Annotated in this window: 15 protein-coding genes; 2 read left to right on the top strand and 13 right to left on the bottom strand. The window is 39.0% G+C overall.

The window, feature by feature from the left end; translation table 11 throughout:
• Positions 1-7 precede the first annotated feature (7 nt).
• A complete protein-coding gene (gene guaB / locus CLW00_RS04575) occupies positions 8-1,486 on the top strand; it encodes an IMP dehydrogenase (protein ID WP_106132471.1) in 1,479 nt (492 codons plus the stop codon).
• A gap of 607 nt (positions 1,487-2,093) precedes the next feature.
• Here the strand turns inward: guaB and CLW00_RS04580 are convergent.
• Complete coding sequence (locus tag CLW00_RS04580; RefSeq protein ID WP_106132472.1) at positions 2,094-3,227, bottom strand: metallophosphoesterase; 1,134 nt, start codon at positions 3,225-3,227, stop codon at positions 2,094-2,096.
• A gap of 211 nt (positions 3,228-3,438) precedes the next feature.
• Between CLW00_RS04580 and CLW00_RS04585 the strand changes: the two genes are divergently transcribed.
• Positions 3,439-4,437 (top strand): SMP-30/gluconolactonase/LRE family protein, encoded by a 999-nt coding sequence (locus CLW00_RS04585; protein WP_106132473.1) that lies wholly within the window; start codon positions 3,439-3,441, stop codon positions 4,435-4,437.
• A 163-nt stretch (positions 4,438-4,600) separates the two neighbouring features.
• Here CLW00_RS04585 and CLW00_RS04590 read toward each other — a convergent pair whose 3' ends face one another.
• From CLW00_RS04590 to CLW00_RS04640, 12 genes are all read right to left on the bottom strand, one after another.
• Entirely contained in the window at positions 4,601-5,209 is a 609-nt protein-coding gene (locus CLW00_RS04590) for a hypothetical protein (protein WP_106132474.1), read from the bottom strand.
• Between the two features lie 277 nt (positions 5,210-5,486).
• Entirely contained in the window at positions 5,487-6,008 is a 522-nt protein-coding gene (locus CLW00_RS04595) for a MepB family protein (protein WP_106132679.1), read from the bottom strand.
• Positions 6,009-6,016: 8 nt separating this feature from the next.
• A complete protein-coding gene (locus CLW00_RS04600) occupies positions 6,017-7,090 on the bottom strand; it encodes a serine hydrolase domain-containing protein (protein ID WP_106132475.1) in 1,074 nt (357 codons plus the stop codon).
• Between the two features lie 149 nt (positions 7,091-7,239).
• Positions 7,240-9,027, bottom strand: coding sequence for a UvrD-helicase domain-containing protein (locus CLW00_RS04605; protein WP_106132476.1), 1,788 nt, complete (start codon positions 9,025-9,027; stop codon positions 7,240-7,242).
• An 88-nt stretch (positions 9,028-9,115) separates the two neighbouring features.
• The gene (locus tag CLW00_RS21510) at positions 9,116-9,790 is read right to left on the bottom strand and encodes an ATP-binding protein (RefSeq protein WP_211300148.1); all 675 of its coding nucleotides are present in this window, start codon (positions 9,788-9,790) and stop codon (positions 9,116-9,118) included.
• Between the two features lie 74 nt (positions 9,791-9,864).
• A complete protein-coding gene (locus CLW00_RS21515; protein WP_211300149.1) occupies positions 9,865-10,284 on the bottom strand; it encodes an ATP-binding protein in 420 nt (139 codons plus the stop codon).
• A 233-nt stretch (positions 10,285-10,517) separates the two neighbouring features.
• Positions 10,518-12,317, bottom strand: coding sequence for an acyl-CoA dehydrogenase family protein (locus CLW00_RS04615; protein WP_106132477.1), 1,800 nt, complete (start codon positions 12,315-12,317; stop codon positions 10,518-10,520).
• 154 nt (positions 12,318-12,471) lie between these two features.
• Positions 12,472-13,647, bottom strand: coding sequence for a thiolase family protein (locus tag CLW00_RS04620; protein ID WP_106132478.1), 1,176 nt, complete (start codon positions 13,645-13,647; stop codon positions 12,472-12,474).
• A 105-nt stretch (positions 13,648-13,752) separates the two neighbouring features.
• The gene (locus CLW00_RS04625; protein ID WP_106132479.1) at positions 13,753-14,124 is read right to left on the bottom strand and encodes a four helix bundle protein; all 372 of its coding nucleotides are present in this window, start codon (positions 14,122-14,124) and stop codon (positions 13,753-13,755) included.
• Between the two features lie 153 nt (positions 14,125-14,277).
• Positions 14,278-16,683: a 3-hydroxyacyl-CoA dehydrogenase/enoyl-CoA hydratase family protein gene (locus CLW00_RS04630; RefSeq protein WP_106132480.1), complete on the bottom strand. Its 2,406-nt coding sequence runs from the start codon at positions 16,681-16,683 to the stop codon at positions 14,278-14,280.
• An 11-nt stretch (positions 16,684-16,694) separates the two neighbouring features.
• A complete protein-coding gene (locus CLW00_RS04635; protein ID WP_106132481.1) occupies positions 16,695-17,174 on the bottom strand; it encodes a MarR family winged helix-turn-helix transcriptional regulator in 480 nt (159 codons plus the stop codon).
• 215 nt (positions 17,175-17,389) lie between these two features.
• Entirely contained in the window at positions 17,390-19,147 is a 1,758-nt protein-coding gene (locus CLW00_RS04640; protein WP_106132482.1) for an AMP-dependent synthetase/ligase, read from the bottom strand.
• Positions 19,148-19,183: the final 36 nt, after the last annotated feature.

The following is a 19,183-nucleotide window of genomic DNA, read 5'->3' on the forward strand; positions in this document are numbered from 1 at the left end:
ATTTGCCATGAACAAAAATTCAGATAAATTTCTTTTCGAAGCGCTCACCTATGACGACGTGCTTCTTGTCCCAGGATATTCAGAAGTCCTCCCGCGCGACACAGATACTTCTTCCCAACTTACCAAAAACATCAGGCTAAACATTCCCCTCGTTTCCGCAGCTATGGACACTGTAACGGAAGCTGAATTGGCAATTGCTATGGCTCTGGAAGGCGGTTTGGGCTTCATCCACAAAAACATGCCCATAGAACTGCAGGCTGCACAAGTGCGGAAAGTCAAGCGTTCTCAATCAGGAATGATCCTGGATCCCATCACATTGAATATTGATGCCAAAGTTCGCGATGCGGAAAAAATCATGAGCGAGTACCATATTGGAGGTATCCCTGTGGTAGATGAAAACAGGACACTTATGGGAATCATCACCAACCGTGACCTGAGATTTATCAAAGACCTCAATAGAGACATCAAAGAAATCATGACCAAGGATAACTTGATCACTGCCAAAGCGGGGATCACCTTGGAGCAAGCTGAAGAGGTCTTGCAAGAATTTAAAATCGAAAAACTTCCTATAGTTGATGAAGACAACAAACTTACAGGTCTGATTACTTATAAGGATATCCTCAAGCGCCGTGACAAACCACATGCCTGTAAAGATGAATATGGCAGACTTAGAGTAGGTGCAGCCGTAGGGGTGACAGCTGACTTGGTAGAACGTGTAGAGGCCTTGAAAAACGCAGGTGTAGACGTAGTATCCATAGATACAGCCCATGGACATTCAAAGGGAGTCATCGAAGCCTGTAGGAAAATCAAACAAACATTCCCTGATTTGGATGTGATTGTTGGAAATATCGCTACCCCTGAGGCGGCTGTGGCATTGGCAGATGCCGGTGCAGATGCTGTCAAAGTAGGTGTAGGACCTGGTTCTATCTGTACTACCCGTGTGATTGCCGGTGTAGGTGTACCTCAACTTTCTGCAGTGTATGAATGTGCCAATGCCTTATCAGGCAGAGGGGTTCCTGTGATTGCTGATGGTGGTATCCGCTATTCAGGTGACTTGGTCAAGGCTATAGCAGCCGGTGCAGGTTCTATCATGATCGGATCACTTTTAGCAGGTACAGAAGAGGCACCTGGAGAAATGCTGATTTATGAAGGAAGAAAATTCAAAACTTACAGAGGAATGGGCTCTTTGGAGGCCATGGAATCAGGTTCTAAGGACCGTTACTTCCAGGATGCCGAAGACAATATCAAGAAATTGGTGCCTGAAGGCATTGTCGGTAGGGTAGCTTACAAGGGCTTGGTATCTGAAGTCTTGTACCAATTGGTCGGTGGCTTGCAAGCCGGTATGGGGTACTGCGGTACCAAGACCGTGGAAGACTTGCAACGTGACGGCAAATTTGTCAAAATCACCGCTGCCGGTGTGAAGGAATCCCATCCACACGATGTCAGCATTACCCGTGAAGCACCTAACTATTCTGCGAAGATGTAAATAGAGATTTTTATAAAAAATTTAAAACCCCTAAGAACTTTTGGATCTTAGGGGTTTTTTGTGGATTTGGCGTAGTGGGCTTGACAAAAAAAAGGTAATGCACAGCCAAGCATACTCTATTCTTGGTAGCACTTAAAAAAGATTGAGAACTACTTTAATGGATCAATTTTATTTAATGTTATTGGCACCTGAGTTTTTCAAAATTCTAATAATTGTATCGAGTTAGCAAGTCCTGCTTTCACTTAAGGGTATTACAAAAAACAACAAAATGACAAAAGAAAACAAAAGACTGTTATTCAAATACTTTTGTGACTATTGATTCCCTTTGTAGTAATAAAATTATATGATTATACGCAATCATGCCACTAATCAATTAAACGAGGGTTTATTGGCAAACGGATACTAATAGATATTGGATATTTTTAAACATACAAACTTGATATTGGTTCGAAATCACAGGTTAATTCTATTATTTAGATTCTACTGGTATGAAAGCGGATATACATTTAAAATTATTTCTTAATATTTCAAGAAATTAACTGGCTTACCAAAGAATCACAAATTGTAAGAAAAATAGATTTTCATTTAGTTGCTCCAGTGTAAAAATTTATTGGTCAAAAAACATCTGTTGTAATTCTTCCAGAGGCAACTCTTCCAAAACCTCTCTTTGGGGCTTGCCTGATTCGTCTTCATTCCAACAGATCAACCTAAACTTTCCCTCTTTGATTTCAATACCTGTCAGGCTGCCATCTGCGTAACAGCCGCAACCGGCATTGAAATAAGTGGGTTTGTACCTTGGCAGTCCATTGACCTCCTCCGTGCATTGACTTGGGTGTCGCTCGATTTTCTGGGTGAGCTCCTTTTCCAATTTTTTATCTCCTTTCTCTTTGGCTTCGATCAACAAGCCCTTGAGGTATTGAATATGGCTATAAGAATGAAAAATAGGTTGATGGGTGTGTCCTGTAACTAGGACGACGTTTTGCTGTTCTTGACTCCAGTCATACATGAGGCGATTGTGGAGTGTTTTTTCAGCATTCACCACCGCAGGGGTATTGATATTGATGCCTAAAAAACCTTGTAAGGGTCCCCAAATGTATGAGACAAACCAAATGGAAAAATTGTTACCATCGCTACGCCTGTCCCCTTGGTGCCCGTGTGTGCAAAAAACGTCAATATTTTTGCCGTCCTCATACGCGACCCTAATGACGATAGCTCCATAAATATTGATGGCCTTGCCATATACCTGCCACAGAAACATATTGGAAAATGGGTCGATTTTCCAAAAAAGGTCATGGTTGCCGTATACTTTATAGAAAGCTTTTCGGTCTACAAACTTTCGTTCTGCCTCAAAAGTCTTTTTGTTGTGTTGCATGATCTGGAAAATATTGAATTTCCAGAATTCTTCAGAGTCTCCTAAGTTGATGTAATTGGTACCATTCTTATCATAATGTTCGAGAGCAGCCAAATAGTTTTTTTCAGCAGCTTTGAATTCATCTCTTCGCCCTCTATTGCCTTTGTGTAAGTCAGAAAAGATGATGAAGTTATTGTCTTTAAAATCCAGCTTATAGAGGCTGCCGTGTTTTGACTCAGGATTAGAAATAATATCCTGATAGATCTCACTCAACCTTTCAAAGACCATTTGCCTATCCGGTGAAGAAGCCACCTTTTTGGCAAACCATAGAACAGGTCTCCGCAGAAGAAAAACAATAGGGGCCTTGAGGATATCTAGTATTTTGGACATGAGAGTTTTATAAAAAAGGAAATTAATAAAAAAATAATGGATGAGAGTCTGTTGCGGCAACTCTTAGCGGTATTTCATTTTTTGGAAATCAAAAGCATGCCAGAAAACTGGAGATTTTAGGTTTCAATTAGGTATCTTCATAATCCTTAACCCTACCAATTAAAAATGAGCTTTTTTTCATCAAAAAGAAGTAATTCAAACCCGATAAACCATGAAACCCATCCACTGCCTTCCCATCTTCATTATTGCCCTTGCTTGCACTTCCAAGCCTTCTACCAAAACTGATGCATACATCGAAATTTTAGATGATCGGGCTTTGGAGTGGCTGGATCCAGATACGGAGATCAGGATATTGGCAGAGGGGCATCAATGGACGGAGGGTCCCCTGTGGTGGGAACAGGGGCAGGTTTTGCTGTACACCGATATTCCCGACAATGCCATCTATCAAGTCAACATGCAGGGCGATAAGTACCTGTACCTTAAGCCTTCAGGTTATACTGATCCGGAACCTAGGGGAGGGGAAGTCGGTGCCAATGGCCTGTTGTTTTCTCCTGAGGGAAGATTGGTACTTTGCCAACACGGTGACCGCAGGATGGCTTATATGGACAGTCCTCTAGACCAAGCCAAGGACGAATTTGTCACCCTGGCAGACAGCTATGAAGGCAAAAGGCTCAATAGTCCAAATGATGCAGTGTATGACTTAATGGGAAGGCTATACTTCACCGACCCTCCTTATGGCTTGGAAAAGAACATGGATGACCCCAATAAAGAGTTGGATTTTCAGGGTTTATTTAGGTTAAGGACCGGTGGAGAACTTGAATTGCTTGACCGCCTTACGAGACCCAACGGTCTTGCTTTCAGCCCTGATCAAAGCCGCTTATATGTAGCCAATTCTGATCCTGATTTGGCAGTATGGTATGTCTATGAGGTGGATATGAAAGGAAACTTAACTGACAGAAATCTTTTTTATGATGCAACTACATATGTAGGACGGGATGGGTACAAAGGTTTGCCAGATGGCTTGAAGGTGCATACCTCGGGAATTGTTTTCGCGACTGGACCTGGAGGAGTTTGGGTTTTTAGTCCTGAAGGAGAAGTTTTGGCTAGGATTTATACAGGCGAGGCTACCTCCAATTGTGCTTTCTCGACTGATGAAAAAACCCTGTTTATGACAGCGGATAGTTATGTGTTGAAAATAGAATTGAAGTAGGAAAAAGCACCACTTTGTATGCCGATTCGAAACAGGACTTAATTTGCTATAAATTGACAAGCTAATAAATAGCGTATAACCATAATATATTTTATCGGTATAGGAAATTTTGAATAGCTCTATTTTTAATCTCGAATCCCGAAAACTGCGCTATCTCTACTATTTAATACCAGGGATAGGTCTTTTCAATCAATCCTTTCAAATGTAAATCCTTGGCCAATTCTTTTGAAAAGGCATTGTATAGGTCTTGGAAATCGTTGACTCCGGCACCTGAAGCCAGGGACTTGCCCAACCACACCATATCCATATTTTCTCTGTCCAAAATAAAGACATGGTATTCAGTATTCGGGCGGGTGACCCTTCCAGAATCGGTATATTCTTCGTCAATCCATTTTTCCCTTGTGTGTACCAGCAAAACACCTTCGTGGTCTAACTTCTCCACGGTTTCCTTAAAATCCTCAAAAGGAATTGGCCTATGGATGGGAAAATATTCATTTACAAACCGAAGCTGGACAGGGTGCATAAAACGCTTGAGGCTATTAGCAAGCATTTTCCTATCCTGATCATGGTCTAAGTCATTGAACTTCCCAAATAGGATATACTGATAGTTTTCTTCATTCCATTCGTAGAAAATATCCTCCGCGTTTGACTGAATCACCAAGAATGATTTGTAGGTTTTGGTGTCTTGACTCAACCTTTGCGAATTGATATTGACGGAGGCGCAGGAAACAAGGAGTAGGAGTGCGGGTATTGAAAAAAGAAGCTTTCTCATACCTTAGATTACTGTGTTTTTAGAAGAAAAGTTGTGTTCAAACTAAAACTTAACATTGACTTCAAAACTGGGTTTTGGTAACAGTTTGATTGTGTATTATTTATCAAAAGAGCATAAAAAATCATTTATGATTTTTTGATCCCCACAACCTGGAGAATTGTCAAAATCCTATGAATTTCAGATATTACAAGTTCACTTTAATCTTGACAAAGGCTCATAATAAAAGGTTAATCAATGTTCATCAATCAACTGAGATCACAAATCAAGTTGGGGATTATTAAGTTTTGTTTGCTTTCTCAAACAAGACTTTGACTAAAGCAATGTCCGATATGCTTCCACTTTCAATAAAATACTCGTTCTGCCAATCTTGTGTTTTTTTCCCTTGTTTACTAGTCACAATATCCCAAGGTGGATAGACTCTTATTCCACGTTTTCCTCCCTTTCCATTTTTTGACATTATTCCCTTTTGCACTAGGACTGATTTGGGAAAAATAAATTGTCCGAGATTTTCTCCGCTTTGGGAAGTGATTATGATAAATTCAATTTGGTCCAGAGTGTCAAATGGCTCGGTTATTCCGTTTTTGTTTCGTTTCCAAACAGTTACAAATTGACCTCCTTTTCTGGGTGTAATTTTGGAGACTCGATATTGTATTTTTTTCCCATCAAGTTCAAAACTGCAAGCACTATAATCTACACTTTCTGTACTCAGCGTAAGATTTTTCAACATCAAACCACATTTACCATAGATCAATTCTTGAAAGTATTTCAAATCAGAAAGTATTATGGTCTCCTTTGTCATCTCTGAATTTATAAATTTTCCCAAATGGTCTTGAATGAACCTACGTTATGTTTTGTCAAATCTTCATTAGCCATGAATATTTTCCCTTGCTTGGTTTCGGGATCAAAAAACATGGCAGTGGATACACCTGGGTCAGAACCTGTGTGTCCGATTGAACCACTTTTCGCATAGATGATAAAAATGCCACTATTTGGCTCGCTAGGATCCATTCCTTTGATAGGGTTAGTTTCTGAAAAGTTTTTAGCAAAAAACACTTTCCAAGATTCCTCACTTAACAGGTCTGAATCTCCCTGATAACCTTTGATGAGTGTTTGAAGCAGCTTACTCAAATCAAAAATATTGGTTTTAAGCCCTCCATCGGGATAGGTTGCAAGTGCATAAAAATCCAATGGATTGTCTTTTTCATCAAAGAGTTGAGAATAGGCTTCCATTTTCATCTCATTATAATGCCAATGTGTATACTTCAAGCCAAGTGGTTGGAACAGGTATTTTTCGGTAAATTTGTCGAAAGACATTTTTGAGGCGCTCTCAATTACATAAGCAGCCAATGCAGATGCAAAGTTTGAGTAACTATATTCTTCACCAGGCACACTTTTACCAAAATTCTTTTTTGAATATCTCTTACCTTTCTTACTGAAATATGAGTGGAGAAATTCTTCCAAGGAATAGGGTGATTTTAACTCTTTTACATACCCTTGTATGTAAAATTTTTCATTGTCTCTAATTCCTGAAGTATGCGTTGCTAAGTGTCTTAAAGTGATTTTTTGCTCACTTTTCAAGTTTGGATTAGCTATTTTGAAGTTGAGGTATTCATTGATATCGGTTTCTAGATCGACAAAGCCAAGTTCGACTGCCTTCATTATTGATAAACCTATGAAAACCTTGCTCACTGAAGCTATAGTTTGAATCGTAAGGCTATCATATTTGATTTCTTTAGCTTGATCTCGAAAGCCATAAGTGTGGACTTCAATTTTGTTGTGGTCGACTATGCTTGTTGCATATCCTGTAAAATCAGAGTCTTGCCCAAAAGATTGATTTGAATAGAAAAGTAAGGCAATGAATAGATATAAAATTTGTTTCATCTGTGGTTTTAATTCTGTCTAATTTAGTTCGATTAGTGAAAAAGAGCATTCAAAAACACTCAATAGAGTACCTGGCTAAAAGGATAATAAGAGATACCCTCCATTTAACTGTTCACAAAGCCTGCCAAGGTGATTCTTAGTGATTTTTTTTATCCATAGAGATCCTCCAGTTCCAGTTTTTTGATTCTTGACGTTATTGCTCCCCTTGTCCGTCCAAAGTGTAAAGCCATATCTTTCACATGTTTCCCTTCACAATACATCACGGTTAATTCATCGTCAAGCTCCTGTGTCCAAGGTCTATAAGCACCTTTATGTTTGCTTCTTACTTCTTCAACTGAATATGCTTTTTCTGTTTTACCAGCTTGAAGAGCGGTTTTTTGTACCGAAGTGGTTTTTCTTTGTTGTTCTTTTTCTTCCTCACTTGCTACTTTCACAAGGTGAATTTGTGAGGACTTGGGAAATTCGTAAGGGATTAATGTCTCGGGGATATGAATGCTGTTTTTTGTCCGTGTAACAGCAACATAAAGCAGATTGATTTCTTCATTGAGTTTCGTTAGGTTGATTTCATCAGCTTTCTTTTCTTCTATTAGTTTTTCTATTTTTTCTTCCGATACGAAGTCGTTGACAAGTTGCACTGCATCATATTCCATCCCTTTGCACCGGTGGACGGTTGAAAAAATCATTTCAGCTTTTTCTTTATCGTCATTATCAACGTGTTTTTCTTTGATTGCCTTAATGATACCAGGGATTTTATTGCCATACTCTTTTACGATTTCTACCATCATACCAAGCTGAACATCTTCTGTTTTTTTGATGTAATCATCCAACTCGTCGAGGTCCTTCATCGCCTTTATTAGTTTGTCTTTTATCATGTGACGTTTCCCGTTATAGAGGTTCAAAACATCATAAAGCGATGCTCCTTCGTCAGCGTAAGTGTAGGAGTTGATATTGCCTTCAAAATAGATATGCTTGACTGTCTTCTTTTCAGTTACAAATTCGATTGCTTTTAGCAAAAGTCCAAGATTGGTCCGTGCGAGAACAGCCTTGGTTTTGATTTCTTTGCTATTTCCTTTACCTGTGATTGGAATAGTTTGGTGTACGCCCAGATGTTTTTTGAACTTTAAAACTTCAATTGCGAGGTTTGCAATGTCTTGACTGAAGCGAAAACTTGTCGAAAGATGATAGGTTTTAAAGTCGGCTTTTTCCAATGAGTTTACTGCAAACCGCCAACCATAAATTTGTTGATGGGTGTCGCCAACAATTACCTTGGTAGCTTTTTGGTTGAAGAAAACATCAAGCATGGCGGGAGAAGCATCTTGTCCTTCGTCAAAAAGAATGAAGTCGTAATTCAGATTTGGGTTAGAGAGTTGAAATTTTTTTAGGTAAAAATCATGGGTAATTTCAATCTCTCCTTTGTCCATCTTACTCAATAAAAGCCGTGATTGAGAAACGATGTAATCATAAAATTTTGACACAAAGGTTTTTGCTTTTGGATCTCTTATTGTATCCAGGTAATTCAGGTCTTGGACTTTATGCCTGTCACTATTACAGAAATAAGCGATGAGTTTATTAATGTGGTTAGCAATAACATATTCTGTGTGCTTTTCCTCATTGCCCTCTAAGTTTAACAGTTCGGCAATTTCATTTGTCTTGTAGCCTTGTGATCTTACTCTGTATCCATTTCTAAAAACAATGTGTCGGTAGGCCAAAGAATGTGCTGTTTCAACTTTTACGTTGTTAAGTCCTTTGTCTGCAAATTTTTTTGCAGCTTCTAATTTTACGGATTTGTTGAATGCCAAATACAGGATTCTGCTTGTTGATGGCCTGGTCTTGGCATATTCGATTACAGTCGTAGTTTTCCCTGATCCGGCAACAGCATTTATTTTGATGTTGCCAGTCGAGTTGATGATGTCAATTTGTTGTTTGGTTAACTTCATTTTCGGTCGACTTTTGCTGTATCCGACGCTCTTTAAGCCTGATCGATAAGGGGGTTAAACTTAAAAATAGTGAATAAAAGTTGGCTATTTAATAATTTAGACCGAAAGCCCAAAGAGGAATAATATTGAGGTAACCAAATTCTATATCGTCTTTTACCACAAATGACTTACCCTCTTTCTCTATTTGTTTTTGTTGTTTATTACTTCCACCAATTTCAAACGTATAGTTATCTATCACAAAATCGGCTGTTTTTGAAGATATTACTTCATTATTTACCCGCATTTGATTAAAAAAGAAAGTTTCTCGTATATTTCCTATGTTTGATCTATTACCGACCAAATTATATATGATATTCGTATTATCCAAATATACTTTTTCTATCTTTCCAAGTCCCCTAATTCCATTTGTTTCATTTCGCAACTGTCCGATAAGTCCTGCATGCTCCATATATAGAAAATAATCGTCTAATGAATTACGGCTTACATTGATAATTTCAGCTATCTTGGTGAAATTGGGTTTAAATGGTACGCTTTCAGCAATAATTTTTAGTAATCGTTTTATTTTTCTGCTGGTTCCCACGTTTAAGTTGGCATATTGTGGTATGTCAGTTTCCAGTGTTTGCACAATTATTTGTCCTAAACGTAAATCAATTTCATTTTCAACACCGAAAGGATAATATCCACGTTTCAAGTAATCTTTGAACAGGGGTAAAGGGTGTTTTATTTGATCAAGTTTAAACTCATTATTTATAATCTGTTGCAAGGAATATACTTCAATGTCATAACCATGAAAAAAATTCAAGTATTCCCGAAATGAAAGTCCATGTAATTTATAGATTATCGCCGACGACTTAAATCAGAAGAACCTTTAAGAATATCTAACACAGAAGACCCTGTGAATACAACTTTTAATTCAGGAAATGAATCATAAATGTCTTTTAATTCTCGTGACCAGTTTGCGTATTTATGGATCTCGTCAATAAATAAATACTCTCCTGCATTTTTATAGAACTCATCTACTAAATCAATAAGTTTATTATCACTAAAATAAAGATCATCTGCTGATACATACAAAGCTTTCTTACTGTTTAGATTTTGCTTTATATATTGCAAAATCATGGTTGTTTTTCCTACACCACGAGGACCAATGATACCAATCATTCGACTTTCCCATGATACTCTATCATATAAATAACGTTTGAAATCCGTTGTCGTATTTTGCAAAAGAGTCTCAAATTTCTGGTATAATTTTTCCATTTTACTATTATACTATTTATACAAAGACACAAAACGCACAACAAAATAAGCAATTTTTAGTAAAAACGCACAATTAAAAGTGCACTATTTGAGAACTTAGTAGCGGTTCCATATTTCACAATTCCTTTAATTACTACCTGCAAAAAAACCCCTGATTTCTCAGAGGCTTTTTCCTTCTTTATTGCCTTTACTAGGCAGCTTTTCCAAAGTTCAGAACTTTGGAAAAGCAAAAATCAAGAAAAAGGATACTTCCCTTTCTCAATCATATAATCTGCAATCTGTCTCCTAAGCTCCTTGGTATTCACCAGGTCAGCTTTGGTCCAGCGCTTCAAGCCCATCAGCATTACCTTTTGTTCGTCCCCCTTGGCAAAAGCACCAATGGCTTCCTTGGCAGCTGTTTGGATTTTTTCGGCAGCTTCAAAAAGGTACACTTGAGACATGGCAATCTGATGCTTACAGGCTTCTTCTCCTTTGATAGATACCAATTTCTCGGTCCTCAAAATCGCAGATTCAGCGGCATAAATTTCTATCATCACATCAGCCAGATTCATCATGATTTCCTGTTCGGTATCAATCTTATCCTGCAGTGCCATTGCGGCTTTTCCTCCCACCATTAGGAATACTTTTTTCAACTTCTTGATTACTTCTTTTTCAGCAGCAAACAATTCTGAAGTATCGATACTTTCAAAACTAGGGACTGAAGTCAGTTCGTTTCCAACAGCCATTGCCGGTTCGAAAAGATTGACTTCCCCCTTCATGGCTCTTTTGAGCAACATCCCTACCATCAACATACGGTTGATTTCGTTGGTACCTTCATATATCCTGGAAATACGGGCATCTCTATAGGCTCTCTCCATCGGAGCATCTGCAGAATAACCCATTCCTCCGTATACCTGTACGCCTTGATCTACTACATAATCCAATACTTCAGAACCATGCACCTTGGCAATCGCTGCCTCTATGGCGTACTGTTCTAAGGCTTTCAATTTTGCTTCAGCATCATCGATGCCTTCACCTGAAAGAGCATTCATTCTGTCTTCGATGTCCTGACCTGCTCTGTAGCAAAGTGCTTCACAGGCATAGGTACGCACAGCCATTTCGGCCAGCTTTTGCTTGATTGCTCCAAATGTACTGATGGCCACACCAAACTGTTTTCTTTCTGTTGCATACTTGATGGCATAAGATGCTACTGTCCTACAGCCTCCCAATACTCCAGCACCTAATTTGATACGTCCGATATTCAGGATGTTTACAGCTATTTTGAATCCATTTTGTCTGTCAGAAAGCATGTTTTCTACAGGGACTTTACAGTCATTGAAAAAGACCTGACGGGTAGAAGAACCTTTGATACCCATTTTCTTCTCTTCCTCATTCATGGTGATACCACCAAAATCCTTTTCTACAATAAAAGCAGTGAGGTTTTTATCATCCTCAATTTTGGCAAAAACTATAAAAATATCAGCGAATCCTGCATTTGAAATCCACATCTTCTGTCCATTGATGACATAGTGTTTGCCATCATCTGTCAATACTGCTTTGGTTTTGCCACTGTTGGCATCAGATCCTGCATCCGGTTCGGTGAGGCAATAGCATGCTGCCCATTCTCCTGTTGCCAGTTTGGGAAGGTATTTAGCTTTTTGATCTTCATTGCCATAATACAAAATCGGCAAAGTACCGATTCCGGTATGTGCTCCGTATGTAGTGGAAAAAGAGCCTGCGCCACCGATGATGTCTGCAATAAGCATGGACGTATTGAAACTCATGCCCATACCACCAAATTCTTCGGGAACGGAAATTCCCAATAAACCCAATTCACCTGCTTTCTTAAAAATAGTCGGAACAAGATCCGGGTTTTTCATGCTATCGATTTCTTCCACTTTTGGGTGGATTTCTGTATCGATAAAGTCCTGACAGGCCTGAGCCATCATTTTTTGTTCTTCGGAAAACTCCTCAAAAATGAAGATATCCTGGGCTTCTGTTTCCTTAATCAGGAATTCACCGCCGTTGATTGATTTGTTTGCTATTGTTGACATGATGATAAGATTAAAGATGCAAGAGACAAGAGACAAGACTTGTAACACATCACTTAGCTATTTATTTATTAATTTGAAAAGAACCGTAACAAGGGCCCAATCCTTAATTATGAGGATTATCCTGTCTTGTTTCTTGATTCTATTTTCTTGATTCTTATTTCAGTAATTCAAAGACCCCAGCTACTCCCTGTCCACCACCAACACAGGCTGTGACCATTCCGTATTTTTTATTCTGTTTGCGGAGTTCATTGAAGAGCTGCACTGAAAGCTTTGCTCCAGTACATCCAAGTGGATGGCCAAGAGCCACTGCACCACCATTGACATTTACTTTATCAATATCCATGTCCAAGGACTTGATCACTGCCAAGGCCTGAGCTGCGAATGCTTCGTTCAATTCGATAAGGTCTATCTTGTCGAGGCTTAGGCCAGCTTGTTTAAGGGCCTTGGGCACCGCCTCCTTAGGTCCAATACCCATTATCCTTGGTTCTACACCAGCCACAGAATAAGACATCATCCTAGCCACCGGTTCAAGGTTGAGCTCTTTTACCATTCTTTCAGACATGACCACCACAAAAGCAGCTCCATCTGATGTCTGGGATGAGTTTCCTGCGGTTACCATACCACCTTGTTTGAAAGCTGGTCTGAGGTTGGATAAAGCTTCCATGGAAGTACCTTTTCTTGGTCCTTCGTCGGTATCTACTGTGTACTTTCGCGTCTTTCTTTTTCCTTTTTCGTCCAAGTATGTTTCTTCTACTTCAACAGGTACGATTTCGTCTTTGAATCTGCCTTCTGCAATGGCAGCTAAAGCCCTGTCGTGAGACCTTACTGAAAAAGCATCAGCATCTTCTCTGCTGATGTCGTATTCTTTCGACAATTCTTCTGCGGTGAGCCCCATGCTCAGGTAATAATCCGGCGTTTCGGAAGCAATCTTCCAGTTGAGCGCTGTTTTATATCCCATCATAGGCAGTAGCGACATGGATTCGGTACCACCAGCAATGATACAATCGGCCATACCAGCCTTGATTTTACCTACTGCCAAAGCGATGGCTTCCAAACCGGAACCACAGTACCTATTGATGATAAATCCAGGATTGTCCACCCCCAAGGCTAGCAGAGAAATCATTCTTCCCATCTGCATACCCTGCTCGGCTTCTGGTATGGCATTTCCCACGATAAGGTCATCCACCATTTTATTTTCCAATCCAGGCGTATTGGCCACCAAGTGCTTGATGACATCTGATGCCAGATCATCTGGGCGGTAAAACCTGAAGCCACCTTTTTTGGCCTTTCCCACCGCTGATCTATATCCATTTACTATATAAGCTTCCATAAGTGTATGTTTCTAAATTGAGGTTTATTGTTGATGTAATGTTTGTTGAAATATTAGAGTAAGATTGAAGAGACAAGAATCAAGAGACAAGATTTAGGGAATTCCCTAATAGGGGTTGGATTCTACCGTTGAAATTAATCCATTGATCATTCTTTGGACTTCACTGATCTCGGTATCAAGAGCTATAAACTCATCCTTATCTAATAAACCTACTAGATTGGCAATGATGGCTTGAGTTTCCAATTCGTAACTTTCACCAAGGCTAATGTCAAGAGAGTTTACAAAAGATTTAGAAGTGCTTTTGGCAGTTCCTTCGGCAATATTTGATGGAATAGAAACGCTTGCCCTTCGCATTTGGGAGGTTATTCCAAATTTCTCCTCACTGGGAAATCCCTTTGTGATTTTATAAACCTTCACAGCCAAATCAACTGATTTTTGCCATACTTTAAGGTTCTTGAAATTATGCCTGATCTTCATATCCAATTAAATTTGAGTTAATAATCATTTTTCTATTTCAACTCTTTAATCTTCTGAACTACTCTACTCCCTTCCACCTACTGCAACCTATCTTGCTTCTTTATTCTTGTTTCTAAAATTCGTCTCTCGCTTCTCGCTTCTAATCTATCGCTTCTAATTTCTCAGCGGTTTGCCCTTAAACAGAATACTATGTATCCTTTCCAAGGTCTTTTTCTCTCCTGTGAGACTCAAGAAAGCTTCGCGCTCTAAGTCAAGCAGGTATTGTTCGCTTACCAATGTCGGTGAAGAAAGGTCTCCTCCTGACATCACCCAAGCCAGTTTTCTGGCGATTTTGGCGTCATGCTCTGAGATATATTTTCCATAGAGCATTCCCGTAATTCCTGCTTCAAACAAGGCTAGGGAAGTTTTTCCTAACACTTTGATATCTGTACGCTCCATCGGTTGAGAATATCCTGCATCATACAAGGCAAGAACTTTAGCTTTCGCCTCAGCCAACTGTCTCTTTCTGTTGAGTGTGATAGCATCTTTCACCTGTAGGTAACCTAATCCTCTTGCTTCAGCAGCTGAGGTAGATACTTTGGCAGTGGCGATGTTCATAAAATATTCCTGCAACCTGTTGAGTTCTACATCACCATCTTTGCTTTCCTGAGAGAATCTCAAGGTCATTTCTTTGGTACCTCCTCCGGCAGGAATCAATCCTACCCCGAATTCAACCAAGCCCATATATAGTTCGGCGTGTGCCTGAACAGCATCAGCATGAAGTGACAGTTCACAACCCCCACCTAAGGCCATATTATGCGGTGCTACTACCACCGGAACGGAAGAGTATCTTGCACGCATCATGGTCTTTTGGAATCCGGCTATCATCAAGTTTATTTCATCATACTCTTGATCTCCAGCAAACATAAACAACATGGCCAGGTTGGCACCCGCTGAAAAATTAGGTCCTTCATTGCCTATAACAAGACCTTTGTAGGATTTTTCTGCCATAGCAATAGCTGTATTGATACCCTCTATCACTTCCTGACCCAATGCATTCATTTTGGTATGGAATTCCAATCCTATCACATCGTCTCCCATATAATAAATGGAAGCCCCTGCATTACCCCAAAGCTTTTTGTCCGCAGCCTTGAGGGTCTCTAGGATAACAAAATCTTCCACACCAGGAATTGCCTTGTATGACTTCGAAGGAATATCATAGTACATCCTTTGTCCACCTTCTACTTTATAGAATGACTCGTGTCCTGCCTCCAACATTTCATGCACCCAAGCTGCAGCCTTTTCGCCTGCCGCTTCCATTTTTTCTACTGTTTCTTTGACACCAAGGATATCCCAATTTTCAAATGGTCCATATTCCCAACCAAATCCAGCCGAGACAGCCTGATCTATGCGATACAATTCATCAGATATTTCCGGAATTCTGTGTGAACAGTATTTGAATAAATCATAAAAAGTTGCTCTATAAAATTCACCTGCTTTGTCTTCAAAGTTGACCAAAAACTTGATCCTCTTTTTCAGGTTATCTATTTCCTTAGAAGCTTCAAGAGCCTTGAATTTTGGTTTTTCAGCATCTTTGTATTCAAAGGTTTCAAAATCAATTTCTTTCAATTCTTTACTGCCATCCTTATGACGGATCATTTTGAAATAGCCTTGCCCTGTCTTATCTCCCCACCACTTGTTCTCATAAAGTTTTTCAACAATCTTTGGGAGCTTGAATTTATCACGTGACTCATCGTGTTCAAGGGTTTTGTAAAGGTTGTTGGCCACATTCACCGTGGTATCCAGTCCAACGACATCCATGGTGCGGAAAGTGGCTGATTTAGCCCGTCCGATAATGGTTCCTGTTAATTTATCCACTTCAGATACACCCAAACCCATTTTTTCTATGGCATGCATACCAGATATGATGGCATATACACCTATTCTGTTAGCAATAAATGCAGGTGTATCTTTACATAAAACAGTTTCTTTACCCAAAAACTTGTCACCATAATCCATCAAGAAATCAATGATTGCAGGATCCGTTTTTGGACCTGGAATGATTTCCAATAACTTCAAATACCTAGGAGGGTTGAAAAAGTGAGTTCCTGCAAAATTGGTTTGAAAATCTTCAGATCTACCTTCGCACATCATGTGCATAGGAATACCCGAAGTATTTGAAGTAATCAAAGTTCCTGGAGTTCTGTGCTTTTCTACTTTTTCAAAAAGCGACTGCTTGATATCAAGCCTTTCCACGATTACTTCCAAAACCCAGTCATAGTCTTTGATTTTGGGAAGATCATCATCGAAATTTCCGGTAGTAATCCGGTCAACGTAAGATTTGTCATACAGCGATGATGGTTTTGCTTTCAATGTGCTTTGTAAGGCTTCATTGACAATCCTGTTTCTAACAGGTTTATCGGAAATACTTAGGCCTTTTTTTGCCTCTTCTTCTGTCGGTTCTTTGGGAACGATGTCGAGCATCAAGACCTGCACGCCAATATTGGCAAAGTGACAGGCAATTCTTGATCCCATGACCCCTGAACCTAAAATGGCTACTTTTTTAATGGATCTTTGCATAAAATTTTGGTTTAGAGTTCGTAGACTTTTTTATTGTCGTACGCTGTAGGGTTTAAAGTTTCTGAATTAATTGAGTCTATTACTTGATTGATTTTTTGAAATACTGAAAAAAACATGTTCAGCTCTTCTTCACTGACGTGTTCTCTTACCAAGAGGTTAAAATTTTTGATTGTTTTCACAGATGTTTCCTTTTTCTTTTTCCCCTCATCTGTGAGAAAAATCCTAACAGACCTCTTATCTATTGGGTCCGGCTTTTTATATATCAGGCCCTTTTCTTCCATACTTTTGAGCATTCTGGTGAGACTTCTTGCCTCTAATCCCATCAATGGAGCAATCTTGGTCGCAGGAGTACCTTCTTTCGAGTTGATATTGATCAATACAAATCCTATCGAAGTAGTGAAATCTTCCTGAGCAGCTTTTTGATTATACATCCTTGAAATGGCATGCCAAGCACTCTTAATATGGTAATCAACTGTTTCTTCTCGCTTCATGGGCAAATTAATGAATGACTAATTTACAAAAAATAATGTATGCATGCATACTATATTGAAAAAAAGTTATGCATGCATAAGAAATTAAAAGCTTAAGAAATGGGTATAAAAAAAACTATATTCTGATTTATGTCAAAATATAGTTTTATAGTTGTGAATAATTTTATAGAAACTGATATTATCAAAATTAGTTTCTATAAACAAAATTCTTAAGATTAAGAATAAAGGGATTCTATTTCTTTTGCATACTTCTGATGAATCACTTTTCTTTTGAGCTTCATGGTTGGTGTCAACTCTCCTGTTTCAATATTCCATTGGTTATTGAGGATTTTAAATTTCTTGACTTGTTCCCACTTTCCAAAATATTTATTGAGCCTATCTATTTCCTTTTGATATTTGTCCAAGATTTCAGGTTTGGCTAACATTTCATCGTCTGTAGTATAGGGGATGTCTTTATGTTTGCACCAATCCTGTAAACCTGTAATGCTTGGAACAATGAGCGCAGAAGGATAATTTTTATTCTCACCTACTACAAGTACCTGTTCTATCAGAGGAGATTCTTTAAATTTATTCTCCATGGGTTGTGGAGCGATATATTTACCACCGGAAGTTTTAAACATCTCTTTTTTCCTATCTGTGATTTTGAGATAATGTCCTTCGTGTATTTCACCAATATCACCCGTGTGAAACCATCCTTCCTCATCGATTACCTCAGCGGTAAGTTCAGGCTGCTTGTAATACCCTTGCATGATATTCGGCCCTTTGGCCAAGATTTCTCCATCCTCTGCAATCTTAACTTCCACCTCCTTCACGATTTTCCCTACCATACCTATTCGTATATCTTCAAGGTTGCATATAGAAGCAGACACCACAGGAGAGGTCTCTGTCAGGCCGTAACCTTCGCAGACAGGTATCTGCGCTGACCAGAATACACGTGCAAGCCTTGGTTGTAATGCGGAAGCACCTGAGTTGATCTGTTTGATATTGCCACCTAATGCTTCTCTCCATTTACTGAAGATAATCTTATTGGCCATTTTAAGTTGGAAATTATACCACCAACCCTGATTTTTATTGGGTTCGTAATTCAGACCAAGATTCAAAGCCCAGAAAAACAGTGACTTTTTGATTCCTGTAAGTTCATAACCTTTAGAAACAATCTTGTCATATACCTTTTCCAGTAGCCTTGGAACTGTATTGAATATATGTGGCTGAATTTCTTTAAGGTTATCACCGATAGTTTCCATGCTTTCTGCATAATAAATAGAAACACCCATATACATAAAGCAAAAAGAGCCAGTCCTTTCATAAATATGGCACAATGGCAAAAAGCTCAATGCAGAGGAAATGCCTTTTTCCACCACTATTCTATCTTCAACAGCAAAGACATTGTGTATGACATTGCCATGTGTCAACATCACACCTTTTGGTCTGCCTGTCGTACCTGAGGTATAAATAATGGTGAATATGTCGTTGATCTGAATTGCTTCTTTCTTTTCTTCTAAAATTGCCAAGTCGCCCGTTTCCCCTGAAACAAGAAACTCTTCCCAGTTTTCGCAGCCTTCAATTCTATCAAAAGAAAAAATCCTTATATCCGTACCAGCTGCAGCTGTCAAGGCTTTTTGATAAATTTCTTCATCTCCTACAAATACTTGCTTGACCTCAGCATGTTCGAAGATATACTTATAATCATCAGCTGATATGGTTGGGTACATGGGTACAGAAATAGCTCCTATTTGCTGAAGTGCCAGGTCTACGAAATTCCATTCAGGCCTATTATTAGATATGATGGCGACTTTTTCATCTTTTTCTATTCCAGAAGCCAAAAATGCGAGTCCTAAATTGTCAACTATTTTTTTTAAATCCCTGGAAGAATAGGTTTTCCATTTTCCATCAATTTTTTGAGCTAGAGCAACTTCTTTGTCAAATGTTGCTATTTGATGATTGATGATTTCAAATAATCTTGTGATGGTCATATTGAGTTAGGGTTAAGACAGTTTTCAAATTATGAA

The organism is Mongoliibacter ruber, assembly GCF_003003005.1.
Lineage (GTDB): Bacteria > Bacteroidota > Bacteroidia > Cytophagales > Cyclobacteriaceae > Mongoliibacter > Mongoliibacter ruber.